The sequence below is a fragment of the Streptomyces sp. NPDC048171 genome, assembly GCF_043202655.1.
Classification (GTDB): Bacteria; Actinomycetota; Actinomycetes; order Streptomycetales; family Streptomycetaceae; genus Streptomyces.
In genome coordinates, this window is sequence record NZ_JBIDAU010000002.1 from 581918 (window position 1) to 605866 (window position 23949).

Annotated in this window: 23 protein-coding genes and 1 riboswitch; of the genes, 12 read left to right on the forward strand and 11 right to left on the reverse strand. The window is 70.5% G+C overall.

Annotated elements, in window-relative coordinates; all coding sequences use genetic code 11:
• Positions 1 to 2: 2 nt before the first annotated feature.
• From ACGF3J_RS07065 to ACGF3J_RS07080, 4 genes are all read right to left on the reverse strand, one after another.
• Positions 3 to 326: a multidrug efflux SMR transporter gene (locus ACGF3J_RS07065; protein ID WP_122616136.1), complete on the reverse strand. Its 324-nt coding sequence runs from the start codon at positions 324 to 326 to the stop codon at positions 3 to 5.
• Positions 327 to 486: 160 nt separating this feature from the next.
• A complete protein-coding gene (gene rsgA / locus ACGF3J_RS07070; RefSeq protein WP_161329943.1) occupies positions 487 to 1500 on the reverse strand; it encodes a ribosome small subunit-dependent GTPase A in 1014 nt (337 codons plus the stop codon).
• 12 nt (positions 1501 to 1512) lie between these two features.
• Complete coding sequence (gene aroA / locus ACGF3J_RS07075; protein ID WP_161329944.1) at positions 1513 to 2829, reverse strand: 3-phosphoshikimate 1-carboxyvinyltransferase; 1317 nt, start codon at positions 2827 to 2829, stop codon at positions 1513 to 1515.
• A 147-nt stretch (positions 2830 to 2976) separates the two neighbouring features.
• Positions 2977 to 3699, reverse strand: coding sequence for a M50 family metallopeptidase (locus tag ACGF3J_RS07080; RefSeq protein WP_161329945.1), 723 nt, complete (start codon positions 3697 to 3699; stop codon positions 2977 to 2979).
• Positions 3700 to 3749: 50 nt separating this feature from the next.
• Between ACGF3J_RS07080 and ACGF3J_RS07085 the strand changes: the two genes are divergently transcribed.
• The 10 genes from ACGF3J_RS07085 to ACGF3J_RS07130 all read left to right on the forward strand — a co-directional run bounded on the left by ACGF3J_RS07085 (position 3750) and on the right by ACGF3J_RS07130 (position 13805).
• Positions 3750 to 4565: an SOS response-associated peptidase gene (locus ACGF3J_RS07085; protein WP_161329946.1), complete on the forward strand. Its 816-nt coding sequence runs from the start codon at positions 3750 to 3752 to the stop codon at positions 4563 to 4565.
• A 31-nt stretch (positions 4566 to 4596) separates the two neighbouring features.
• Entirely contained in the window at positions 4597 to 5241 is a 645-nt protein-coding gene (locus ACGF3J_RS07090) for an alpha/beta family hydrolase (RefSeq protein ID WP_161329974.1), read from the forward strand.
• A 257-nt stretch (positions 5242 to 5498) separates the two neighbouring features.
• Positions 5499 to 6182, forward strand: coding sequence for an RNA polymerase sigma factor SigR (gene sigR / locus ACGF3J_RS07095; RefSeq protein WP_064729748.1), 684 nt, complete (start codon positions 5499 to 5501; stop codon positions 6180 to 6182).
• Positions 6179 to 6490 carry a mycothiol system anti-sigma-R factor gene (rsrA, locus tag ACGF3J_RS07100; protein WP_125491929.1) on the forward strand — a complete coding sequence of 104 codons (312 nt, stop codon included), beginning with the start codon at positions 6179 to 6181 and terminating at the stop codon, positions 6488 to 6490. Before sigR ends, rsrA begins: the two co-directional genes overlap by 4 nt.
• 108 nt (positions 6491 to 6598) lie before the next feature.
• Positions 6599 to 7933, forward strand: a complete 1335-nt coding sequence (locus ACGF3J_RS07105) for an HD-GYP domain-containing protein (protein WP_161329948.1) — start codon at positions 6599 to 6601, stop codon at positions 7931 to 7933.
• Positions 7930 to 9198, forward strand: coding sequence for an HD-GYP domain-containing protein (locus ACGF3J_RS07110; protein ID WP_161329949.1), 1269 nt, complete (start codon positions 7930 to 7932; stop codon positions 9196 to 9198). The genes ACGF3J_RS07105 and ACGF3J_RS07110 overlap by 4 nt, the downstream gene beginning before the upstream one ends.
• 113 nt (positions 9199 to 9311) lie before the next feature.
• The gene (locus ACGF3J_RS07115) at positions 9312 to 10292 is read left to right on the forward strand and encodes a hypothetical protein (protein WP_161329950.1); all 981 of its coding nucleotides are present in this window, start codon (positions 9312 to 9314) and stop codon (positions 10290 to 10292) included.
• Between the two features lie 153 nt (positions 10293 to 10445).
• Positions 10446 to 11096 (forward strand): peptide deformylase, encoded by a 651-nt coding sequence (gene def, locus ACGF3J_RS07120; protein ID WP_125491931.1) that lies wholly within the window; start codon positions 10446 to 10448, stop codon positions 11094 to 11096.
• Between the two features lie 250 nt (positions 11097 to 11346).
• Positions 11347 to 12432 (forward strand): epi-isozizaene synthase, encoded by a 1086-nt coding sequence (gene cyc1, locus ACGF3J_RS07125; RefSeq protein WP_346346164.1) that lies wholly within the window; start codon positions 11347 to 11349, stop codon positions 12430 to 12432.
• Positions 12429 to 13805: a cytochrome P450 gene (locus tag ACGF3J_RS07130; RefSeq protein WP_161329952.1), complete on the forward strand. Its 1377-nt coding sequence runs from the start codon at positions 12429 to 12431 to the stop codon at positions 13803 to 13805. The genes cyc1 and ACGF3J_RS07130 overlap by 4 nt, the downstream gene beginning before the upstream one ends.
• A gap of 3 nt (positions 13806 to 13808) precedes the next feature.
• Here ACGF3J_RS07130 and ACGF3J_RS07135 read toward each other — a convergent pair whose 3' ends face one another.
• On the reverse strand, positions 13809 to 14777 hold the full coding sequence (locus tag ACGF3J_RS07135; RefSeq protein WP_161329953.1) for a GlxA family transcriptional regulator: 969 nt from the start codon (positions 14775 to 14777) through the stop codon (positions 13809 to 13811).
• Positions 14778 to 14869: 92 nt separating this feature from the next.
• Between ACGF3J_RS07135 and ACGF3J_RS07140 the strand changes: the two genes are divergently transcribed.
• A complete protein-coding gene (locus ACGF3J_RS07140) occupies positions 14870 to 15115 on the forward strand; it encodes a hypothetical protein (protein ID WP_161329954.1) in 246 nt (81 codons plus the stop codon).
• On the opposite strand, the gene ACGF3J_RS07145 is transcribed toward ACGF3J_RS07140, so the two are convergent.
• From ACGF3J_RS07145 to ACGF3J_RS07170, 6 genes are all read right to left on the reverse strand, one after another.
• Positions 15028 to 16035, reverse strand: coding sequence for a ribonucleotide-diphosphate reductase subunit beta (locus ACGF3J_RS07145; protein WP_161329955.1), 1008 nt, complete (start codon positions 16033 to 16035; stop codon positions 15028 to 15030). The genes ACGF3J_RS07140 and ACGF3J_RS07145 overlap by 88 nt on opposite strands.
• Before the next feature lie 56 nt (positions 16036 to 16091).
• Entirely contained in the window at positions 16092 to 18479 is a 2388-nt protein-coding gene (locus ACGF3J_RS07150) for a ribonucleoside-diphosphate reductase subunit alpha (protein WP_161329956.1), read from the reverse strand.
• Positions 18480 to 18602: 123 nt separating this feature from the next.
• Positions 18603 to 18765: riboswitch (cobalamin riboswitch) on the reverse strand.
• A 47-nt stretch (positions 18766 to 18812) separates the two neighbouring features.
• Positions 18813 to 19319, reverse strand: a complete 507-nt coding sequence (locus tag ACGF3J_RS07155) for a GNAT family N-acetyltransferase (protein WP_161329957.1) — start codon at positions 19317 to 19319, stop codon at positions 18813 to 18815.
• 98 nt (positions 19320 to 19417) lie between these two features.
• The gene (gene mctP / locus ACGF3J_RS07160; RefSeq protein ID WP_161329958.1) at positions 19418 to 21028 is read right to left on the reverse strand and encodes a monocarboxylate uptake permease MctP; all 1611 of its coding nucleotides are present in this window, start codon (positions 21026 to 21028) and stop codon (positions 19418 to 19420) included.
• Positions 21025 to 21282 (reverse strand): DUF3311 domain-containing protein, encoded by a 258-nt coding sequence (locus ACGF3J_RS07165; protein WP_161329959.1) that lies wholly within the window; start codon positions 21280 to 21282, stop codon positions 21025 to 21027. The genes mctP and ACGF3J_RS07165 overlap by 4 nt, the downstream gene beginning before the upstream one ends.
• Positions 21283 to 21428: 146 nt before the next feature.
• Positions 21429 to 22193: a GntR family transcriptional regulator gene (locus ACGF3J_RS07170; RefSeq protein ID WP_064729762.1), complete on the reverse strand. Its 765-nt coding sequence runs from the start codon at positions 22191 to 22193 to the stop codon at positions 21429 to 21431.
• A gap of 453 nt (positions 22194 to 22646) precedes the next feature.
• Here ACGF3J_RS07170 and ACGF3J_RS07175 point away from each other — a divergent pair, with 453 nt between their 5' ends.
• The gene (locus tag ACGF3J_RS07175; protein WP_161329960.1) at positions 22647 to 23924 is read left to right on the forward strand and encodes an extracellular solute-binding protein; all 1278 of its coding nucleotides are present in this window, start codon (positions 22647 to 22649) and stop codon (positions 23922 to 23924) included.
• The last annotated feature ends 25 nt before the right edge of the window (positions 23925 to 23949 follow it).

Sequence of the window (23949 nt, forward strand, 5' to 3'; positions counted from 1 at the left end):
GCTCAGTGCGCCGAGCCCGACAACTGGAGCCCGACCACGCCGATGATGACGAAACTGATCGAGACGATCTTCAGGGTCGAGACCAGGTCGCCGAGGAAGACCATCCCGTAGATGGCGGTGCCCGCGGCGCCGATGCCGGTCCACACCGCGTAGGCGGGGCCGACGTCGAGCCTCTTCAGGGCCAGGGTCAGCAGTCCGAAACTGCCCAGGGCGAAGGCGCAGAAGGCGACGGTGGGCCAGAGCCGGGTGAAGCCGTGCGACAGCTTCAGGCACACGGCGAAGCCGGTCTCGAGCAACCCGGCCACTATGACCAGCAGCCACGCCATGTCTTGTCCTCCCGTAGTCCCCTACCGTGACCGCTGCTTCGTCCGGTGCTGTGTCCGGTGCTCTTTACTGGGTCGCTTCGTCCGGATTTGCACGGGCTTGATTCCGGCTTGGTGCGATTATGCACTTACCGGTACCACGGCACGGCAAACAACGCGGAGGTCAGTCGCCTTCCTTCCGTTCGCGCGTCGACAGGAGCCGGCGCAGCGAGTACAGCCGTGCCGGGTCGGCGTGGCCCTCGGCGACCCACGCATCCAGCGCGCAGTCCTGCTCGTCGTGGCTGCACGCGCGGGGGCACCCCTCCGTGCCGGGCACCAGGTCGGGGAAGGCGTTGATGACCCGCGACGGATCGATGTGCGCCAGCCCGAACGACCTGATGCCCGGGGTGTCGACGACCCAGCCGCCCGCCTCGGACGACAGCGGCAGGGCCAGGGCCGAGGTCGTGGTGTGCCGGCCGCGGCCCGTCACCGCGTTCACATGGCCCGTCACCCGGCGGCGGTCCTGCGGCACCAGAGTGTTGACCAGCGTCGTCTTGCCGACGCCGGAGTGGCCGACGAAGGCGGTGATCTTCCCGTCCAGATGCTCGCGCACGAGGCCCGCCGCGGCGCCGTTCTCCAGCTCCTCGCGACTGGTGACGACGTACGGGATGTCCAACGTGCCGTACAGCTCCAGGAGTTCGTCCGGCGGCGCCAGGTCCGACTTGGTCATGACCAGCAGCGGGGTGAGGCCGCCGTCGAACGCCGCGACCAGGCAGCGGTCGATCAGGCGGGGGCGCGGCTCCGGGTCGGCCAGGGCGGTGACGATGGCGAGCTGGTCGGCGTTGGCGACGACCACGCGCTCGTAGGGGTCGTCGTCGTCCGCGGTGCGGCGCAGCACGGACGCGCGCTCCTCGATCCGGACGATGCGCGCGAGGGTGTCCTTCTTGCCGGAGAGATCACCGACCAGGGCCACCCGGTCGCCGACCACCGCCGCCTTGCGGCCCAGTTCCCTGGCCTTCATCGCCATCACGACCCGGTCCTCGACCAGGCAGGTCAGCCGGCCGCGGTCCACGGTGAGGACCAGGCCCTCGGCGGCGTCCTCGTGCTTGGGCCGGATGTGGGTGCGCGGCCGGTTGCCCTTGCGGTTGGGGCGCGAGCGGATGTCGTCCTCGTCGGTGTGCTTGCCGTAGCGGCGCATCGCGAACAGTCCCTACGCCCCGAGCATCCCGGTCCACAGGTCGGGGAAGTCGGGCAGGGTCTTGGCCGTCGTCGCCACGTTCTCGATGCGCACTCCCTCGACCGCGAGACCGAGGATCGCGCCGGCGGTGGCCATGCGGTGGTCCTCGTACGTGTGGAAGACGCCGCCGTGCAGGGGGCGCGGGCGGATGTGCAGACCGTCGGCGGTCTCGGTGACGTCGCCGCCGAGTTCGTTGATCTCCTTGGTGAGCGCGGCCAGGCGGTCCGTCTCGTGCAGCCGCAGGTGCGCCACCCCGCGCAGGGTCGAGGGGGAGTCCGCGAGGGCGGCGACGGCCGCGATGCCCGGGGTCAGCTCGCCGACCTCGCCGAGGTCGACGTCGATGCCGTGGACGGCGCCCGATCCGGTGAAGACCAGTCCGTAGTCGGTCAGTTCACAGGAACCGCCCATCTCGGTGAAGATCTCCCGCAGCCGGTCGCCGGGCTGGGTGGTCTGGGACGGCCAGTCGGGGATCATGACCTTGCCGCCGGTGATCAGGGCCGCGGCCAGGAACGGCTGGGCGTTGGAGAGGTCCGGCTCGACCGTCAGGTCCCGGCCCAGGAGCGCGCCCGGCGTGACCCGCCAGACGTTCGGCTCGCCGCCCGACTCCGGGGTGTCGACCTGGGCGCCCACCGAGCGCAGCATGTCGACGGTCATCCGGATGTGCGGCATTGACGGCAGCGCGGAGCCGGTGTGGCGGACCTCCACGCCCTGGTTGAAGCGCGGGCCGGACAGCAGCAGGGCGCTGACGAACTGCGAGGAAGACGACGCGTCGATCTCGACCGGGCCGCCCTCCAGCGCGCCCCCGCCGTGCACGGTCAGCGGCAGCGCGCCGCGCCCGTCGTCGTCGACGCGGGCACCCAGGACGCGCAGCGCGTCGATCACACCGTGCAGCGGGCGCTCGTAGGACCGCGGATCGCCGTCGAAGCGGACGGGGCCGTCCACGAGCGTGGCGACCGGCGGGAGGAAGCGCATGACCGTGCCCGCGTTGCCGACGTCGACCGTGGCCGGGCCGCGCAGTCCCGCCGGGATGACCCGCCAGAACTCACCGCTGCCCTCCGGGCCGACGCCCTCCTCGATCTCGACGCCCATCGCGCGCAGCGCCTCGGCCATCAGCAGGGTGTCGCGGGAGCGCAGCGGACGGCGCAGCCAGCCGGGCTCGGAGGCGAGGGCGGCCAGCACCAGGGCGCGGTTGGTGACCGACTTGGACCCGGGCACCTGGACGGTCGCGTCGACGGCTCCGCTCGCGTGCGGTGCGGGCCAGAGGGCGGTGTGCGTGGGGTTCACGGTCATGGGCCCCACTTTAATGGCTGAAGCCGAACGGAGATCTTGATCAAAAGCGGCGAAACCTGACCGAAATCGCGACAGTGCACATGCCGTGCATATATGCGGGCGCGTGCTCGGGGCGCGTGTCTCGAGGCCCGGGCGGGTGCCCGTGCGTCACAGCTCCAGCAGCCAGCGTCCCCCGCCGACGAGCGAGCACAGCGACACCGCGTGGAACAGGAAGAACCAGACCCCCGCCGGCGCGTGGGTCAGCCGGGCCAGCTGGTCCGCGTCCGAGTCGCCCGCGCCGCCCCGGGCCCGCTTGGCCTGCAGCTCGAAGGCCGGACGCACCCCGCCGAGCAGCAGGAACCAGACCACCGCGTACGCGAACGCCGCCTGCACCTGCGGTCCGGCCAGCCAGGAGACCAGGACGAACGTGCCGCCCGTGAGCACCACCGTCAGCATCCCGTACGCGTTGCGGACCATCACCAGCAGGGCGACGAGCAGCGCCGTCGCCAGCCACAGCAGCAGGGTGATGCGCCCCGCGGCCAGCAGCGCGGCGCCGCCGAGGCCGAGCAGCGGGGGAGCGGTGTAGCCGGCCACCGCCGTCAGGATCATCCCGACGCCGGTCGGCTTGCCGCGGCTCACCGTCAGGCCGCTGGTGTCCGAGTGCAGGGTGATCCCGGTCAGGGTGCGGCCGGTGAGCAGCGCCACGAGCCCGTGGCCGCCCTCGTGCGCGATGGTGATCGCGTTGCGCGCTATCCGCCACGGGCGGTGCGGTACGACGACGACCAGCGCGGCCACCAGCGTCGCGACCACCACCCACAGGTCGGGGTCGGGCTGGGTGCCGGATACCTCGTCCCACAGAGAGGGGAGCGAGGCCGTTGCGAGGTGGTCCATGTTCGGTGAGGGCTCCTCGTGTCTGCGCGGGGTCTGGCAGTGTGGCACGTATGTGCGGACGGTATGCGGCGAGTCGTCGACCCGAGGATCTCGCGGGAATCTTCGAGATCGAGAAGTGGGAGCCCAAGGAGAGCTTGGAGCCCGACTACAACGTGGCGCCCACCAAGGAGGTCTACGCCGTTCTGGACCGTCCCCTGAAGGACGCCGAGGACCCGGATCCGGTTCGGCAGCTGCGGAAGCTGAAGTGGGGGCTCGTCCCGTCCTGGTCCAAGACGCCCGAGGGCGGGGCGCGGATGATCAACGCCCGCGCGGAGACCGTCCACGAGAAGCCCTCCTACCGGCGCGCCTTCAGCAGCAGGCGCTGCATCCTGCCCGCCGACGGCTACTACGAGTGGGTCACCGGCAAGCAGGAGCGGGACCTGGAGGTCGAGGGGCGCAAGAAGCGGCCCCGCAAGCAGCCGTACTTCGTCACACCGGCCGACGGGTCCGTGTTCGCCATGGCAGGGCTGTACGAGTTCTGGCGGGACAGGACGCTGCCGGACGACCACCCGCAGGCCTGGTGGGTGACGTGCTCGGTGATCACGACCGAGGCCGAGACCACCCCCCTGGCGGTCGCCCCGGCCGACGGGCCGCACGCGCTCGCCGACATCCACCCCCGGATGCCCCTGATGCTGACGCCGGACCGCTGGGACGACTGGCTCGACCCGGCGCGCACCGACCCCGACGAGCTGACCGCGCTGCTGGCGCCCCCGCCCGCCGGAATGATGCGGGCGTTCCCGGTCTCCACAGCGGTGAGCAACGTGCGCAACAACGGGCCGGAGCTGCTCAAGGAGCTGGAGGCGCCGGAAGAGGGCACACTCTTCTGACGTGACGCACGTGACGAAGGAGACGCCCGAGATGCCCGAGGCGGTCGAGGCGGTCGAGACCGACGCAGGGACCGCCCGCATCACCTGGCACCGGGCGAGGAAGCCCCGCCTCGTCCTCGCCGCGAGCCACGGCGCCGGCGGCGGCATCGAGGCGCGCGACCTGCGGGCGCTGGCGGCCGCGCTGCCCGCCCACGGAGTGAGCGTGGCCCTGGTCGAGCAGCCCTGGCGGGTGGCCGGCAAGAAGCTGGCGCCCGCGCCGAAGACCCTCGACACCGGCTGGCGCGGCATCTGGCCCGCGCTGACCGCACCGGGACCGCCCGTGATCGCGGGCGGCCGCAGCGCCGGCGCCCGCGTCGCCTGCCGCACCGCCCGCGAACTGGGCGCCCACGCCGTCCTAGCCCTGAGCTTCCCCCTGCACCCACCGGGCAAGCCCGAGAAGTCCCGCGCCGACGAGCTGCTGGGGGCGGGCGTCCCCACCCTCGTCGTGCAGGGCGGCAACGACCCCTTCGGGAGGCCGGGGGAGTTCCCCGAGGCCCCGGAGGGCACGTACGACCTCGTCGAGGTGCCGTACGGCGATCACGGCTTCGCCGTCCCCAAGCGGGCGGAGATCACCCAGGAGGCGGCCCTGGAGCTGATCACCGAGAGTGTCGCGAAGTGGGTCGGCTCACTCGGGTGAACGCCTGGGAATGACCGGCGTGCGCCCACTGTTGAGGCGGACGTACGTTGCTGAGAATCAGCACCGACGCCGTAGGAAAGGAAGTCCGCCGCATGGGTTCAGCCTTCTGCCCGAGTCGCAGCAGCCGATCCGACCTGGACTGGACTGTGCTGCACGCGGCGAAGACCGCCCCTATTCGGGCGGCGGGCGGACCGGATCGTCGTCTATCCTCCGATTCGAGTGGGGCCGGTCTCGGTTTCACGACGTCACTGGAGGAGGTGGGTCCGGTCACTGGGACCGACGCAGGGACCGAACACGGCCAGGCGGAGCAGCCCGAGGGACGGGGCGAGAGCGCGGAGTCGACCGCCGAGCGCAGCGCGCGCTTCGAGCGGGACGCGCTGGAGTTCCTCGACCAGATGTACTCGGCCGCGCTGCGCATGACGCGTAATCCGGCCGACGCCGAGGACCTGGTGCAGGAGACCTACGCCAAGGCGTACGCGTCCTTCCACCAGTTCCGCGAGGGCACCAACCTCAAGGCGTGGCTGTACCGCATCCTCACCAACACCTTCATCAACTCGTACCGCAAGAAGCAGCGCGAGCCCCAGCGCAGCGCGGCCGAGGAGATCGAGGACTGGCAGCTCGCGCGTGCCGAGTCGCACATGTCGACCGGTCTGCGCTCCGCCGAGTCGCAGGCGCTGGACCACCTGCCCGACTCGGACGTGAAGCAGGCGCTCCAGGCCATCCCCGAGGAGTTCCGCATCGCCGTCTATCTGGCGGACGTCGAGGGGTTTGCCTACAAGGAGATCGCCGACATCATGGGGACACCCATCGGTACGGTCATGTCCCGGCTGCACCGTGGACGCCGTCAGCTGCGCGGCATGCTGGAGGACTACGCCCGCGACCGCGGTCTGGTCCCGGCCGGCGCCGGAGAGTCGAACGAAGCGAAAGGCTCGGGGTCATGAGCTGCGGAGAGCCGCACGAGACGGATTGCAGCGAAATCCTCGATCATCTCTACGAGTTCCTCGACAAGGAGATGCCGGACTCGGACTGCGTGAAGTTCGAGCACCACTTCGAGGAGTGCTCGCCCTGCCTGGAGAAGTACGGGCTGGAGCAGGCCGTGAAGAAGCTGGTCAAGCGGTGCTGCGGACAGGACGACGTGCCGGGTGACCTGCGTGCCAAGGTCATGGGCAGGCTCGATCTGATCCGGTCGGGACAGTCCGTGCCCGAGCACGACGTCACAGCCGCACCGCCGACTCCCCAGGAGTCCTGAGCCCTCCCGAGTCACTCGTACGTGCTAATCCGCGGGTTATCTGCCCGCGGCCTCCCCGCCGCCGCCCTAGGCTCCGGAGCCTGACAGGCGTGGTCGGGGGAGGGGATCATGGACGCGGTACCGGCTCGGGCGCGCGTGTACGTCGCCGGTGTCGTCCTGGCCGCCCTGCTCTGCGTGCGGCCACTGCCCGCGACACCCACGCCCTGGGCGGCGGTGCTGCTGCTCGCCGGGCTGTACGCGGGCTCCGAGCTGGTCGCGCGGTCCCGCTCCGTCGGTACCTGCTACCCCGTCCTGCTCGCCGGTGCCTTCCTGCTCCCGCCGTCCGCCGCGGCGCTCGTCGCGGTGCCGGGAGCCCTGCTGTCCCCGGTGCCGAGGCGGCCCTACGCGCTGCGGCGGGTCTGGCGGGCCGCACAGCTGACGTCCGCCGTCTGGGCCGCCGCGTACCTCCACCGGCGGCTCGGCGGGCCGGACGCGCTCGTCGAGCCCGACTTCCCGTACGCGCTCGTGCCGGCCGGGGCCGCGGTACTGGCGTTCTGCCTGGTGCTCACCCTGCTGGACGGCGGCATCCTGGCGCTCGCCGACCACGCGCCGGCGAGCCGGGCGTGGCGGGGGCTGTTCACGAGGACGCTCGGACCGGTCGCCGTGCACGGGCTCGCAGGGCTGATGATGGCCGTCCTGTGGCGCAGCCCGTACGGTCCGGTGGCCGCGCTGCTCGTGCTGCTGCCGATGTGTGTCGCGTGGTGGGCGTTCGCCCAGTACCACCGGGAACGGGCCGCGCACCAGGCGACCATCCGCGCGCTCGTGCAGGCCGTCGACATCAAGGACGGCTACACCCGCGGACACAGCGAGCGCGTCGGCCGGGCCACCATGATGATCGCCCGCGAGCTGGGCATGGACGACGAACGGGTCGAGACCCTCCGCTTCGCCGGCATCCTGCACGACGTGGGCAAGCTCGGCGTGCCCACCCGGCTCCTGCGCAAGGAGGGGGCGCTGACGCCCGAGGAGCGGCGGGTGATCGAACTGCACCCGGAGTACGGGCACGAGATGGTGCGCGGCATCCGCTTCCTGGGGGAGGCCCGGGCCGCCGTCCTCCACCACCACGAAAGACTGGACGGCAGCGGCTACCCCTACGGCCTGGTGGGCGACCGCATCCCCGAGTCGGCCCGTGTGGTGGCCGTCGCCGACGCCTTCGACGCGATGACCTCCACCCGCTCCTACCGCAGGGCCCGCCCCGTCGCCGCGGCGGTGGCGGAGCTCCAGCGGTGTGCCGGGAAGCAGTTCGACCCCCGGATGGTGGGTGCGCTGGTCCGCGCCCTGGGCCGGCACGGGTGGCACCCGTCGGTCACGGCCGACGGCACCCCCGCACTCCCGACGGCCGCGGCGATTCCCGGCCGGGCACGTGGGGAGGACGCGCGCGACAGCGTCGGGAGGCGTGCCGTATGAGCGAGCCACCGGTGCCCCGGCCGCGGGGCCGGCCTCCGCTGGTGCCCGGCCTCGTCCGCGCCGCCGCCGGACTCGTCGCCGTGGTCTGCCTCACCTCCGTACTGTGGGCGGGGCTCGTCCACCGGCCCGTCGCGCTCGCCTTCGGTGTGCTGGTCGCCCTCGGTGAGCTGACCCGCCGTGCCGACGCCGAGGCCCGTGAGGCGGCCCCGCTCGGCGCCGCCGGGGCACTGGCGTACGCGCTGCTCGGGGAGGTCGCCGGGCGGCCCGCCCCGCACGGCGTCGCCCAGACCGTCACCGTCGTCCTCGCCGCCTCGCTGGCCGGCAGCGTGCCCTACATAGCCCGGGGCAGCGGGCCCGTCCTCGACCACCTGGCGCGGCGCGTGCTCACCGTCGCCTTCGCCGCCGTGTGCTTCCAGCCGCTGTCCGGCCAGGGCACCTTCCGCGACTGGAGCGGCCCCGCGTACGCGCTGCTGCTGGTCGCGCTGCTCGCCCTGACCACCCTGTGCGACGCCGTGCTCGCCGCGGCACCCGCGCACGCCCGCACCGGCTGGCCCTTCGGCCCGCTGCTGCGCGAGGAGCTGCGCGGCATGGTCGGGATCACCTCCGCGGTGTGCGCGACCGGGGTGGTGATGGCGCTCGCGGTGGGCGTCGCGGGCCTCTGGGCGCTCCCCGTCTTCTGCGTGCCCCTGCTGCTCGCCCAGCTGTCCTACCGGCGCTACGCGGCCGTCCGGGCCACCTACCGGCAGACCATCGCGTCCCTGGCCAGGGCCACCGAGATCGCCGGGTACACCCCGGCCGGACACGCGCGCCGCGTCGCCGAGCTGAGCGGGGCCGTGGGCCGCGACCTGGGGCTGTCGGGGCCCGAGCTGACCGTGCTGGAGTACGCGGCCCTGATGCACGACATCGGCCAGCTCAGCCTGGTCGACCCGGTACCCGCGGGAGCCACCGCCGGCCTGCCCGCCCCGGAACAGCGGCGGATCGCGCTGCTGGGCGGCGCCGTGGTCCGCCAGACCGGCGTCGACCCGGCCGTCGCGGTGGTCGTGGAGCGCCAGGCCGACCCCTGCCGGGAGCAGCCGCAGGCCGCGCGGATCGTACGGGTGGTGAACGCCTACGAGGAGAAGGCGCGGGACGCCGGTCCCGGCGGCGGCCTCACGGCCCTGGAGGAGCTGCGCCTGGCCACCGCGGACGACTACGCTCCGGACGTGGTGGAAGCACTGGCCCGAGTGCTTTCGCGAGGCAGTCTTACCTCGCCCTCGGCTGGGTAACCCATGGGTAATGAGCGCCTCTGCAGCCGTACGTGGTTTGATGCGCAGGAAAGGGTGTCCGGGGGCGCGAAAGGCACAGCCAGCCCACAGAACGGAACTGGCAGGCGGGAATCGTGAGGATCTTCGGCAAGGCACGGCACCGGCCCTCCGCCTCCTGGCGGCAGGCTACCGACCGCGCGTTCACGCTGATCGGCGACGGTCGCTACGAGGACGCGGGGGCGCTGCTGACGCGGGCCGCCGACCTGGAACCCTGGCTGTCGGAGTCGTGGTTCAACCTCGCCCTGCTGCACAAGTTCCGGCACGACTGGGAGCAGGCCAGAGCGGCCGGGCTGCGGGCCGTCGCGCTCCTCGACCGGGACACCGGCGCCCCCGACTGGTGGAACGTCGGCATCGCGGCGACCGCGCTGCAGGACTGGCCGCTGGCCCGCCGGGCCTGGCAGGCGTACGGACTGCGCACCCCCGGGGACGCGACGGACGCCGGTGAGCCACTCGGCATGGAACTCGGCAGCGCGGCCGTACGGCTGTCCCCCGAGGGGGAGGCCGAGGTCGTGTGGGGGCGGCGCCTGGACCCCGCCCGCGTGGAGGTGCTGTCCATCCCGCTGCCATCCTCAGGGCGGCGCTGGGGCGAGGTAGTCCTGCACGACGGGGTGCCGCACGGAGAGCGGTCCACCGCGGCCGGGCACTCCTACCCGGTCTTCGACGAGATCGAGCTGTGGGCGCCGTCGCCGGTGCCCACCTGGGTCGTCCTCCTGGAGGCGGCCACCGAGTCCGACCGGGACGCGCTGGAGCAGCTGGCGGCCGACGCCGGGTTCGCCGCCGAGGACTGGTCGTCCTCCGTCCGGCTGCTGTGCCGGATGTGCTCGGAGTCCCGGATGCCGTCCGACGAGGGCGAGGGCGAGCACCTCGACCCGCACGACCACAGCGAACCGGGACACCCCGGTCCCCTCGGGCACCGTACGGACGGGCAGCTGTGGGTGCCGGAGCGGGAGTGCGGGGTGGCTGCGCCGGCCGCGTTGGTGAGGGGGTTGTTGGACGGGTGGGTCGCCGACAGTCCTGATTCTCGGGATTGGCGGGACCTGGAAGAGGTCTGCTGAGGTCGTTCTTCGTCGTCCGGTCCGTCGTGGCTGGTCGCGCCCACGCGGCGGAGCCGCATATCGACACAGTCCCGCGCCCCTGACGGGGCGCGTCCCCCGTACCCTGTATCAGGCATCAACCCCCTGTTTCATCCAGGAAGGCATACGTCGGTCATGGCCCAGCAGGACACCGATCAGCAGCACGTGGGCGTGCTCCCCGTGGACGACGAGGGCTTCGTCGTCGACACCGAGGACTGCGAGGAGCGCGAGGCGGCCTGGCGTGAGCGGGGCGCCTCCCGGCCGATCACCGTGGTCGGCAATCCGGTGCTGCACACGGAGTGCGCGGACGTCACCGACTTCGGCGAGGAGTTCCAGCAGCTGGTGGCGGACATGTTCGCCAGCCAGCGCACCGCCGAGGGCGTGGGCCTGGCCGCCAACCAGATCGGCGTCTCCCAGAAGGTCTTCGTCTACGACTGCCCCGACGACGAGGGCGTCCGCCACGTCGGCGTGGTCTGCAACCCGGTCCTCGTCGAACTGCCCGCCGACCGGCGCCGCCTCGACGACAGCAACGAGGGCTGCCTCTCCGTGCCGACCGCCTACGCGCCGCTGGCCCGCCCCGACTACGCCGAGGTGACCGGGCAGGACGAGAAGGGCAACCCGGTCAAGGTGCGGGGCACCGGCTACTTCGCACGGTGTTTGCAGCACGAGACGGACCATCTGTACGGGTACCTGTACATCGACCGGCTCTCCAAGCGTGAACGCAAGGACGCGCTGCGGCAGATGGCCGAGAACGAGCCGCGTTACCCCGTGGTCGCAAACGACTGACACCGCCCCACCCGTCACACATCTCCCTTGCGCACGGCGCCTGTTCGGGTCTCTCCCCGGGCGGGCGCCGTTCGTCTGTCGAAACCTGCCACACAACAGGAGAATTCAGGCATCTGGGGGTAGTGAATGGAGCAAATCCGTTCCCAGAACGGTCAGTTGTGGTGCTGAATGGGAAGTGCGGGGATTCGCAACGGCGCACGCCCCGCTCAGCGAGAGGGGTGCGCCACCGGCGGCTGAGAGGGGTTTGTTCGTGCATGCTTTCCCACACGGCACCACAGCGACACCGACCGCGATCGCAGTACCGTCATCGCTCCGTCTTCCGGTGATCGAGGCGGCATTTCCCCGGCAACTGCACCCGTATTGGCCGAGGCTCCAGGAGAAGACACGCACCTGGCTGCTCGAAAAGCGGCTCATGCCGGCGGACAAGGTCGAGGAATATGCCGACGGCCTGTGCTACACGGACCTCATGGCGGGGTACTACCTGGGTGCCCCCGAGCCGGTCCTGCAGGCGATAGCGGACTACAGCGCGTGGTTCTTCGTCTGGGACGACCGGCACGACCGGGACATCGTCCACGGCCGGGCCGGCGCCTGGCGGCGACTGCGCGACCTGCTGCACACGGCACTGGACTCACCCGGGGAACACCTGCACCACGAGGACACCCTGGTGGCCGGGTTCGCCGACAGTGTGCGGCGCCTGTACGCCTTCCTGCCGACGACCTGGAACGCCCGGTTCGCCCGGCACTTCCACGCGGTGATCGAGGCGTACGACCGGGAATTCCACAACCGCACCCGAGGAATCGTGCCCGGAGTCGAGGAGTATCTCGAACTCCGCCGGCTCACCTTCGCCCACTGGATCTGGACCGACCTGCTCGAGCCGAGCGCGGGCTGCGAACTGCCGGACGCGGTACGGAAACACCCGGCATATCGCAGGGCGGCGCTGCTGAGTCAGGAATTCGCCGCCTGGTACAACGACCTCTGCTCCCTGCCCAAGGAAATCGCGGGCGACGAGGTCCACAATCTCGGGATCAGCCTCATCACACATCAGGGGCTCACCCTGGAAGAAGCCATTGTGGACGTCAGGCGACGCGTCGAGGAATGCATCACCGAATTCCTCGAGGTGGAGCAGGACGCGTTACGGTTCGCCGACTCACTCGCCGACGGAACCGTACGCGGCAAGGAACTGAGCGGCGCCGTGCGGACCATCGTCGGCAATATGCGGAACTGGTTCAGTTCCGTCTACTGGTTCCATCACGAGTCCGGCCGGTACATGGTCGACAGCTGGGACGACCGGTCCACACCCCCTTACGTCAACAACGAAGCGGCAGGTGAGAAATGACCGTCGAGTCCGTCAACCCCGAGACCCGCGAGGAAGCGGCGCCGGAGCTGCGCGAGCCGCCCTTCGCGGGTGGCGGCGTACCCCTGCTCGGCCACGGCTGGCGGCTGGCCCGCGACCCGCTGGCCTACATGTCCCAGCTGCGCGACCACGGCGACATCGTGCGCATCAGGCTGGGCCCGAAGACCGTCTACGCGGTCACCGCCCCCGAACTCACCGGCGCCCTGGCGCTGAGCCCCGACTACCACATCGCCGGTCCGCTGTGGGAGTCGCTGGAGGGCCTGCTCGGCAAGGAGGGCGTGGCCACCGCCAACGGCCCACTCCACCGGCGCCAGCGGCGCACCATCCAGCCGGCCTTCAAGCTCGACGCGATCCCCGCGTATGGGCCGATCATGGAGGAGGAGGCGCACGCGCTGACCGAGCGCTGGCAGGCGGGCCGGACCGTCGACGCCACCTCCGAGTCCTTCCGGGTCGCGGTGCGCGTCGCGGCCCGCTGCCTGCTGCGCGGGCAGTACATGGACGAGCGCGCCGAGCGGCTGTGCGTCGCGCTCGCCACCGTCTTCCGGGGCATGTACCGGCGCATGGTCGTCCCGCTCGGGCCGCTCTACCGGCTGCCGCTCCCGGCCAATCGCAAATTCAACAACGCGTTGGCCGATCTGCATCTGCTGGTGGACGAGATCATCGCCGAGCGCCGCGCGTCCGGTCAAAAGCCGGACGATTTGCTCACGGCATTGCTGGAGGCGAAGGACGACAATGGCGACCCGATCGGGGAACAGGAGATCCACGACCAGGTCGTCGCGATACTCACCCCGGGCAGTGAAACCATCGCCTCCACGATCATGTGGTTGCTGCAGGCACTTGCCGACCACCCGGAACATGCCGACCGCATACACGACGAAGTCGAAGCGGTGACCGGCGGACGCCCCGTGGCATTCGGCGACGTCCGCAAGCTCACGCACACCGGCAATGTCATCGTGGAAGCCATGCGTTTGCGCCCGGCCGTATGGGTATTGACCCGCCGCTCGGTGGCCGACACCGAACTCGGTGGCTATCGCATTCCGGCCGGTTCGGACATCATCTACAGTCCGTACGCAATCCAGCGCGATGCGAAGTCGTACGCCGACAACCTGGAGTTCGACCCGGACCGCTGGCTTCCGGAGCGGGCGAGGAATGTGCCGAAATACGCCATGAAGCCGTTCAGCGTGGGCAATCGCAAGTGCCCCAGCGATCACTTCTCCATGGCGCAGCTGACGCTGATCACGGCCGCGCTCGCCTCGAAGTACCGCTTCGAGCAGGTGGCCGGCTCGAACGACGCCGTCCGGGTCGGCATCACCCTGCGCCCGCACGACCTGCTGGTCAGGCCGGTGGCTCGGTGATGCTCAGGCGGCGGCCTCCGGGCCCCGGAAGGTGCGCCGGTAGGCGTGCGGGGTGGTGTCCAGGGCCCTGACGAACTGGTGCCTGAGGGCCGCCGCCGTACCGAAACCGGTGCGCCAGGCGATCGTGTCCATCGTCTCGTCCGTCGCCTCGAGGAGACGCTGGGCCAGCAGCACGCGCTGGCGCAGGATCCAGCGGTAGGGAGTCGTGCCCGTCTCCTGCTGGAAGCGGCGGGCGAAGGTGCGGGGGGACATGTGCGCCCGGGCCGCGAGCTGCTCGACGGTGACCTCCTCGTCGAGGTGCTGCTCCATCCAGGACAGCACCTCGCCGACGGTGTCGCAGGAGGAGCGCGGCAGCGGGCGTTCGATGTACTGCGCCTGTCCGCCGTCCCGGTGCGGCGGCACCACCATGCGCCGGGCGATCCGGTTGGCGACCTCGGGACCCTGTTCCTTGCGCACGATGTGCAGGCAGGCGTCGATCCCGGCCGCGGTGCCGGCGGAGGTGATCACCGGGTCCTCGTCGACGTAGAGCACGTCGGGCGCGACGACGGCTCGCGGGTACTGGCGGCTCAGCTCGGCCGCGTGGTGCCAGTGCACCGCGCACCGCCGCCCGTCCAGCAGCCCGGCGGCGCCCAGTACGAAGACCCCCGAGCACACGCTCAGGACGCGTGCGCCCCGGTCCACCGCCTGCCGCAGGGCGTCAAGGAGGTCGGGCGGGTACTCCCGGCGCACGAAGTCGCTCCCGGCCGGTACGGCGATCAGGTCCGCCTCGGCCAGCCGGTCGAGACCGTACGGCGTGGAGACGGTCAGTCCGCCGACATGGGTGCCGAGCGAGGGGCCCTCCGCGGAGACCACCGCGAAGTCGTACCCCGGCAGCCCCTCGTCGCTCCGGTCGATGCCGAAGACCTCGCAGACCACGCCGAGTTCGAAGGGATGCACACCGTCGAGCAGGACGGCGGCCACGTTTTCGAGCATGGTCCCAGTGTGCACCGGGAGTGGCAGGAAATCGAGGCCCTACGGCAGTCCTGCCACTCCCGGTAAGGAGTATCCGGCGCGACAGTGGTGTCATGAACGGAAACCAGATCGAAGCCCTGATCGGAATGCTCGTGACCTTCGGACTCCTGGTCCTCATGGTCCTCCCCTCGGTGATCGGCATCGTGCGCGACCGGCGCGTCGACCGTCAGATCAGGGAGGCCCAGGAGGGGAGGAGGGGAGAGGCGGTGACTCAGAAGTCCTCGTCCAGGTCGACGGTGCCCTCCACCGCCACCTGGTACGCCGAGGGACGGCGCTCGAAGAAGTTGGTCAGCTCCTGAACCCCCTGCAGCTCCATGAAGGAGAAGGGGTTCTCCGAGCCGTACACGGGGGCGAAGCCGAGGCGCGTCAGGCGCTGGTCGGCGACGCACTCCAGGTACTCCCGCATCGAGTCGGTGTTCATGCCCGGGAGGCCGTCACCGCACAGGTCGCGTGCGAACTGCAGCTCGGCCTCGACGGCCTCCCGCAGCATGTCGGTGACCTGCTGCTCGAGCTGCTCGTCGAACAGCTCCGGCTCCTCCTTGCGCACGGTGTCGACCACGTCGAAGGCGAAGGACATGTGCATCGTCTCGTCCCGGAACACCCAGTTGGTGCCGGTGGCCAGACCGTGCAGCAGACCCCGGCTGCGGAACCAGTAGACGTACGCGAAGGCGCCGTAGAAGAACAGGCCCTCGATGCAGGCGGCGAAGCAGATGAGGTTCAGCAGGAAGCGGCGGCGGTCGGCCTGGTTCTCCAGGCGGTCGATCGACTCGACCGAGTCCATCCACCTGAAGCAGAACTCGGCCTTCTCGCGGATGGACGGGATGTTCTCCACGGCCGCGAAGGCGGCGTTGCGGTCCTCCGGGTCGGGCAGGTAGGTGTCCAGCAGCGTCAGATAGAACTGGACGTGGACGGCCTCCTCGAACAGCTGCCGCGACAGGTAAAGGCGCGCCTCGGGGGAGTTGATGTGCTTGTAGAGGGTGAGCACCAGGTTGTTCGCCACGATCGAGTCACCGGTGGCGAAGAAGGCCACCAGCCGGCCGATCAGGTGCTGCTCCTCGGGGCTGAGCTTCGCGAGGTCGGCGACGTCCGAGTGGAGGTCGACCTCCTCGACGTGCCAGGTGTTCTTGATGGCGTCCCGGTAGCGCTCGTAGAAGTCCGGGTAGCGCATGGGGCGCAGGGTCAGTTCGAAGCCCGGGTCGAGCAGGTTCTTGGTAGTCATCACAGTCGGCGCGGAGCGCCGTCCTCCAGGGGTGGTGGTCGGGCGACGGGCGGGCATTACTGGCAGGCCTCGCAGGACTCGGGGTTTTCAAGGGAGCAGGCGACCGCTTCGGGGTCCGGGGTGGCCTGGGCGGGGACGGTGGCGCGGCCGGCGGCACGGGCGATCCTCGTCGCCGGGCGCGAGCGTAGGTAGTACGTGGTCTTCAGGCCCTGCTTCCAGGCGTACGCGTACATCGAGGAGAGCTTCCCGATGGTCGGCGTCTCCAGGAACAGGTTCAGCGACTGGGCCTGGTCGAGGTACGGGGTGCGGGCGGCGGCCATGTCGATCAGGCCGCGCTGCGGGATCTCCCAGGCGGTGCGGTACAGCGCGCGGACGTCCGCGGGGATCCAGGAGAACTCCTGGACCGAGCCGTTGGCCTCGCGCAGCGCCTCGCGGGTGCGGGCGTCCCACACGCCGAGCCGCTTGAGGTCGTTCACCAGGTACGAGTTGACCTGGAGGAACTCGCCGGACAGCGTCTCGCGCTTGAACAGGTTGGACACCTGCGGCTCGATGCACTCGTAGACGCCCGCGATGGAGGCGATGGTGGCGGTCGGCGCGATGGCGAGCAGCAGGGAGTTGCGCAGCCCGGTGGTGGCCATGCGCTCGCGCAGCGCCGCCCAGCGCTCCGGCCAGGTGGTCTCGACGCCGTAGTGGTCGGGGTGCAGCACGCCCCGGGCGGTACGGGTCTTCTCCCAGGCCGGCAGCGGGCCGTTGCGCTCGGCGAGGTCGGTGGACGTCTCGTACGCGGCGAGCATGATCCGCTCGGCGATGCGGGTGGACAGGGCCTTCGCCTCGGGCGAGTCGAAGGGGAGGCGCAGCTGGAAGAAGACGTCCTGGAGACCCATCGCGCCCAGGCCCACCGGGCGCCAGCGGGCGTTGGAGCGGCCCGCCTGCTCGGTCGGGTAGAAGTTGATGTCGACGACCCGGTCCAGGAAGGTGACGGCGGTGCGGACGGTGGCGTCCAGCCGCTCCCAGTCGATGTCGCCCCGGGCCGCGTCGACGAACGCGCCGAGGTTGACCGAGCCCAGGTTGCAGACCGCGGTCTCGCCGTCGTCCGTGACCTCCAGGATCTCCGTGCAGAGGTTGGAGGAGTGGATGACGTTGCCGGGCTCGGCCGTCTGGTTGGCGGTGCGGTTGGCGGTGTCCTTGAAGGTCATCCAGCCGTTGCCGGTCTGCGCGAGGGTGCGCATCATGCGGCCGTACAGTTCGCGGGCGGGCAGGGTCCTGCGGGCGAGCCCGGCGGCCTCGGCCTTGCGGTAGGCCGCGTCGAACTCGGCGCCGTACAGGTCGGTCAGCTCGGGCACGTCGGCGGGCGAGAACAGCGACCACTGGCCGTCGGCGTCCACGCGGCGCATGAACTCGTCCGGGATCCAGTGCGCCAGGTTCAGGTTGTGCGTGCGGCGGGCGTCTTCGCCGGTGTTGTCCCGCAGCTCCAGGAACTCCTCGATGTCCGCGTGCCAGGTCTCCAGGTAGACCGCCGCCGCGCCCTTGCGCCGGCCGCCCTGGTTCACGGCCGCCACCGAGGCGTCCAGCGTCTTCAGGAACGGGACGATGCCGTTGGAGTGCCCGTTGGTGCCCCGGATCAGCGAACCCCGGGAGCGGACGCGGGAGTAGGCGATGCCGATGCCGCCGGCGTGCTTGGAGAGCCGGGCGACCTGGTGGAGGCGGTCGTAGAGGGAGTCCAGCTCGTCCTTGGGGGAGTCGAGGAGGTAGCAGGACGACATCTGGGCGTGCCGGGTGCCCGAGTTGAACAGGGTGGGGGAGGAGGGCAGGTAGTCGAGGTGGCTCATCAGGCCGTAGAGCGCGGTGACCTCGTCCACGGAGCGTGAGGTGTCGTCCTCGGCGAGGCCGGCGGCGACCCGCAGCATGAAGTGCTGGGGCGTTTCGACGACCTTGCGGGTGATCGGGTGCCGCAGCAGGTAGCGGCTGTGCAGGGTGCGCAGCCCGAAGTAGCCGAAGCGGTCGTCGGCGGCCCGGTCGATCGTCGCGTCCAGCCGGTCCGCGTGCTGCCGTACGAACTCGGCGGTGCGGTCGGCGATCAGGCCCTCGCGGTGCCCGGTGGCGACCGACTCGGTGAAGGACGTGACGCCCTGGGAGGCGGCCTCCACGCGGATGCCGATGGTCAGCAGCCGGGCGGCCAGCCGGGAGTAGACCGGGTCCTCGGAGATGAGACCGGCCGCCGCCTCCGTGGCCAGCTCGCGCAGCTCGGCCTCGTCCGCGTGGGCGGACCGGCCGCGCAGCGCGGCGGCGGCGACCCGGCCGGGGTCGGCGTCGGGGAGGTCGGCGGTCAGCTCGGTCAGGGTCCGCAGCAGGGCGGCACCGGGTCCGTCGGACTCCTCGGTCACCGGCATCGCTGAAGTCGTCACCGGGGTCGCTGCGGCCGGATCGGCTGGCGCGATGGTCACGTGGGGGCACTCCCTCGCTCGGCACGGGGCCTGGCGGAGGGCAGGGGGCAGCACACGAGCGCACGCGGCGTCGCGTCCACCGGCCCACTCCACGAGGCCCGGACGTCATGGCACCCGGGCCGGGAGGCCGGGCACACTGTCGGCAGGTCCTCGGACTGAGGCACGCGTGCACGTACGTCCGAGAACGTACGGATACACGCATGTACACCGTTGCGGGACAGTTCCGGATTCACACCGGATTCCCCTGCGACGACAGCGAGCACGAGCATACATCTTGTGCCGGGCTCCGCCAGCACCCCCAGATGTTGTGTCCGCCAGCGTGTCGGGGTGGTGTCAGAGCGTCAGTTCGTAGGTGAGGAGAGTGATGTCGTCCAGCTCCGGCAAGGGGTTCCAGTCGCGGTCCGGGGTGCGGGTGAAGCCCAGGCGCGCGTAGAGGCGGTGGGCGGTGCGCATGGTGGCCTGGGTGGACAGCACGACGCGCACGCAGCCCTCCACGGACCGGGCGCGGTCGACGCAGGCCCGCACGAGCGCCTCGCCGGCCCCGCGTCCGCGTGCCTCGCGGGCGACGGCGAGCATGCGTATCTCGGCCTCACCGGGCCGGGCGATGTCCGCCATGGGCCCGCCGGAGGGCACGAAGGTCACGCCGCCGAGCACCCCGCCGTCCGCCGCGGCGACCAGCACCTCGGCGGCCGCCGCCCGCTTGGCCACGGCGCGCAGCTCGTGCAGGTACGCGTCGTCGTCCCCGAAGTCGAGGAGGCCGTCGCGCAGATAGGCCTGTGCGGTGATCTCGCCGAGGGTGTCGTACTCCTCGGCCGCCGCCCGCCGGATCACGAAGTCCATGACCCCGAGTGTGCCCGACGGGTACGACAACGGGCCGCCGGATTTCTCCGACGGCCCGCTGACGAGGAAGACCTCTGCGAAGGACCTCTACGAAGGACCTAGTGCGAGGTACCCGCCGTGGCCGGCGGCAGTTCGACCTCGACGCCCGGGTCGCCCGCGTCCGCCGTGTAGTCGCTCGGCTTGGTCTCGTCGACGCCGTCGGGCGCCTTGACCGCCCGCAGGACGAAGGTCAGGACCACGGTGACCAGGATGTTCAGCACGAAGGCGGTGAGACCGATGTAACCGATCTCGCCGATGCCGGGGATCTCGTCGGAGGAGCCGCCGAAGTGCTTCTGCGTCGGGGAGGCCACACCGTACGCGGCGACCGTGCCGTAGACCATGCCGACCGCCCAGCCGCCGAGCAGCGCCCAGCGGTGGAACCAGCGCGTGAACAGGCCGCCGACCAGCGCCGGGAAGGTCTGCAGGATCCAGATGCCGCCGAGCAGCTGGAAGTTGATCGCGACCGTCTTGTCCATGCCCAGGACGAAGACCAGCGCGCCCACCTTCACCAGCAGCGACACCAGCTTGGAGACCTTGGTCTCCTGGGCCGGGGTGGCGTCCGGCTTGATGAAGTCCTTGTAGATGTTGCGGGTGAAGAGATTCGCCGCCGCGATCGACATGATCGCCGCCGGCACCAGCGCGCCGATGCCGATGGCCGCGAAGGCCACGCCCGCGAACCAGTCCGGGAACATGTTCTCGAACAGCTGCGGGATCGCCAGCTGCCCGTTCTCCACCTTGACGCCCGCCGCGATCGCCATGAAGCCCAGCAGCGCGAGCAGCCCCAGCATCAGCGAGTACAGCGGCAGGATCGTGGTGTTGCGCCGGATCACCTCACGGCTGCGGGAGGACAGCGTCGCGGTGATCGAGTGCGGGTACATGAAGAGCGCCAGGGCCGAGCCGAGCGCCAGCGTGGCGTACGTCCACTGCCCGCCGTGGTTCGGCACCAGGCCGCCGTTGCCCGACGCGGTGAACTTGTCGTTCGCCGCGGCGAAGATGTCGTCGAAGCCGCCGAGCTTGATCGGGATGTAGATGATCGCCACCGCGATCACGATGTAGATCAGCGTGTCCTTGACGAACGCGATCAGTGCGGGGGCGCGCAGCCCCGACGAGTAGGTGTACGCCGCCAGCACGCCGAACGCGATCAGCAGCGGCAGGTCCTTGATGAACCAGTTGGTGTCCTCGCCGCCGCCGACGCCCATCACGTCCAGCACGGCCTGGATGCCGACCAGCTGGAGCGCGATGTACGGCATCGTCGCGAGGATGCCGGTGACGGCGACCGCCAGCGACAGCCCCTTCGAGCCGAAGCGGCCGCGCACGAAGTCCGAGGTCGTCACGTATCCGTGCTTGTGGGAGACCGACCACAGGCGCGGCAGGAAGGTGAAGATCAGCGGGTAGACGAGGATGGTGTACGGCACCGCGAAGAAGCCGGCCGCGCCCGCCGCGTAGATCGCCGCCGGAACGGCGACGAAGGTGTACGCGGTGTACAGGTCGCCGCCCAGCAGGAACCAGGTGACCCAGGTGCCGAACGAGCGGCCGCCGAGGCCCCACTCGTCGAGGCTGTGCTCGTTCGCGGCCCGGCGCCAGCGGGCGGCCAGGAAGCCCATGGCGGTGACGAGGACGAAGAAGAAGATGAAGACGCCGAGCGCGACGCCGTTCACGCCGTCGTTCATTTGGCCCCGCCTTCCCGGCGGGCGCGCTGGTCACGCTGCCACAGCTGGTACGCGACCACCGTGAGCACGGTGGAGATGAGGACCCACGCCATTTGGTACCAGTAGAAGAACGGTATGCCGATGAAGGTCGGGTCCGTCTTCGCGTACGAACCCACCCAGAGCATGGCGACGAACGGTGCGACTAGGCAGAGGCCGATGACGACGCGCACAGGCGTCACCACCGGGCCTCTGCTCACTTCCGGGGCTTGTGACATGCGGTGGCTCCGTCCCCTCGCTGATCACCTCGTGCAGTGCGCACGAAATGTAGGTGACGGCGTCAGGACAGCGGAAGCCCTCGTCCGCATATCGGTCCTGAACTGCAACTTCGCGGTCGGGAGCGGTATGTTCTGTCCGGTTTGCGCTAGTCCTGGGGGCGCTTCAGGCGGGCCACGAACTTGTACCGGTCGCCCCGGTACACCGACCGCACCCACTCCACCGGCTGGCCGGTGCGGTCCAGGGAGTGCCGGGAGAGCATCAGCATCGGCAGGCCCACGTCGGTGCCGAGCAGGCCGGCCTCGCGCGGGGTGGCCAGCGAGGTCTCGATGGTCTCCTCGGCCTCGGCGAGATGGACGTCGTACACCTCGGCCAGCGCGGTGTAGAGGGACGTGTACTTCACCAGGGACCGGCGCAGCGCGGGGAAGCGCTTCGCCGAGAGGTGGGTGGTCTCGATGGCCATCGGCTCGGCGTTGGCCATGCGCAGCCGCTCGATGCGCAGCACCCGCCCGCCGGCCGTGATGTCGAGGAGCCCGGCGAGCCGGTCGTCGGCGGTGATGTAGCCGATGTCCAGCAGCTGCGAGGTGGGTTCGAGGCCCTGGGCCCGCATGTCCTCGGTGTAGGAGGTGAGTTGCAGCGCCTGCGACACCTTGGGCTTGGCGACGAAGGTGCCCTTGCCCTGGATGCGCTCCAGGCGGCCCTCCACCACCAGTTCCTGGAGGGCCTGGCGCACGGTGGTGCGCGAGGTGTCGAACTCGGCTGCCAGGGTGCGCTCCGGCGGGACCGGCGTGCCCGGTGTCTGTGTCCGGGTCATGTCGAGCAGATGCTTCTTCAGACGGTAGTACTTGGGCACGCGCGCGGTACGGACGGTCGCCCCACCCTCGTTCTCCGCACTGCTGACGTCGGTGCTCATGCTCTGCCTTCCCGGCTCCGGGTGCCGAAGTGACCGGCATTCCTGTCGGTCACGGCTCACATCGTGGCACGGCTTCGCGCCGGGATGGCCCCGCACGCTCCGTGATCCCTTCTGTATACCCCCGGGACCCCCCTTGGTCTAGTCCACAGCAGGGTCGGACGTCGCTGGTACGCGCGTTCGGGACCGTGCCGGCACGTCGTTCGGCGGGTGGTGGTACACCCGCTCCCGGTCCGCCCGATCTGGGGCTTGCGCAATGAAAGGTCCCTGCATATCTCGGTCGCATCACGGACGCGGGGAGCGTGGTTGAACACCCTTGACAGCCCTATTGGTCTGGGCCAAGCTCCCCGTACTGGTCTACACCATTGGTCCAGGTCCCGGCCCCATGGGCGGTCCGCGTCGACGAGCAACCGCGGGGAGGCAGGGGGGTTTTGTGGCATCCCTGAGGAGGGTGGCGTGAAGCGCAAGCTGATAGCCGCGATCGGTATCGCGGGCATGATGGTCTCGATCGCGGCGTGCGGGGGCGACAGCGGCGACGACGGCAAGAAGGCCGGGGCGGACGGCTACGCCGGCGAGACGCTCACCGTGTGGGTGATGGACGGGTCCTCGCCGGACCAGTGGCAGAAGGACGTGGCGGCCGCCTTCGAGAAGAAGACGAAGGCGAAGGTCAAGTTCGAGGTCCAGACGTGGAACGGGATTCAGCAGAAGCTGACGACCGCCCTGTCCGAGGAGAACCCGCCGGACGTCTTCGAGATCGGCAACACCCAGACGCCGGCCTACGCGAAGACCGGTGGTCTCGCCGACCTGGCCGACCTGAAGAGCTCGATCGGCACGGACTGGTCCGAGTCGCTGAACGAGTCCGCCGTCTTCGACGGCAAGCAGTACGCCGCCCCGTGGTTCGTGGTCAACCGCGTGGTGGTCTACAACAAGAAGGTCTGGGCGGACGCGGGCATCAAGGAACTGCCCAAGACCCGCGACGAGTTCTACGCCGACCTCAAGACCATCGGCGACAAGACCGACGCCGAGCCCATCTACCTGCCGGGCCAGAACTGGTACCACTTCGTCGGTCTCGCGATCGGCGAGGGCGCCGAACTGGTCAAGAAGGACGGCGACAAGTACGTCTCCAACCTGGCCGACCCGAAGGTCGCCGCGGCCATGGAGACGTACAAGAAGTTCCAGTCCCTCTCCAAGGCCCCCAAGGACAAGGACGAGGCCACCCCGCAGCAGGGTGAGGTCTTCGCCAAGGGCAAGACCGGCGCCTTCATCGGCATGGGCTGGGAAGCCGGCATCGCGATCGAGACCAACCCGGCGATCGAGAAGGACCTCGGCTACTTCACCATCCCGGGTACGACGGCGGAGAAGCCCGAGGGCGTCTTCCTCGGCGGCTCCAACCTGGCCGTCGCCGCGGGCAGCAAGAAGCAGGAGCTGGCCAAGGAGTTCCTGAAGGTCACGCTCTCCGACGAGTTCGAGGGCGCGCTGGCCAAGGCCAACGGCGTCATCCCGAACAAGGACTCGCTCCAGTCCAACCTGAAGGGCAACGCCGCCGCGGAGGCCGCCGCGCCGGCCGCCGGGGGCGGTGGCACCACGCCGCTGATCCCGGAGTGGGCCGCGGTCGAGAACGCGCCCAACCCGATCAAGACCTACATGACCGCCGTGCTCAACGGCAAGAGCACCGCCGAGGCGGCCAAGCAGGTCGAGGAAGAGTTCAACAAGCGCCTGTCGCAGCAGCAGTAACACCGGGTGTGCCGGGGCGGGGTGG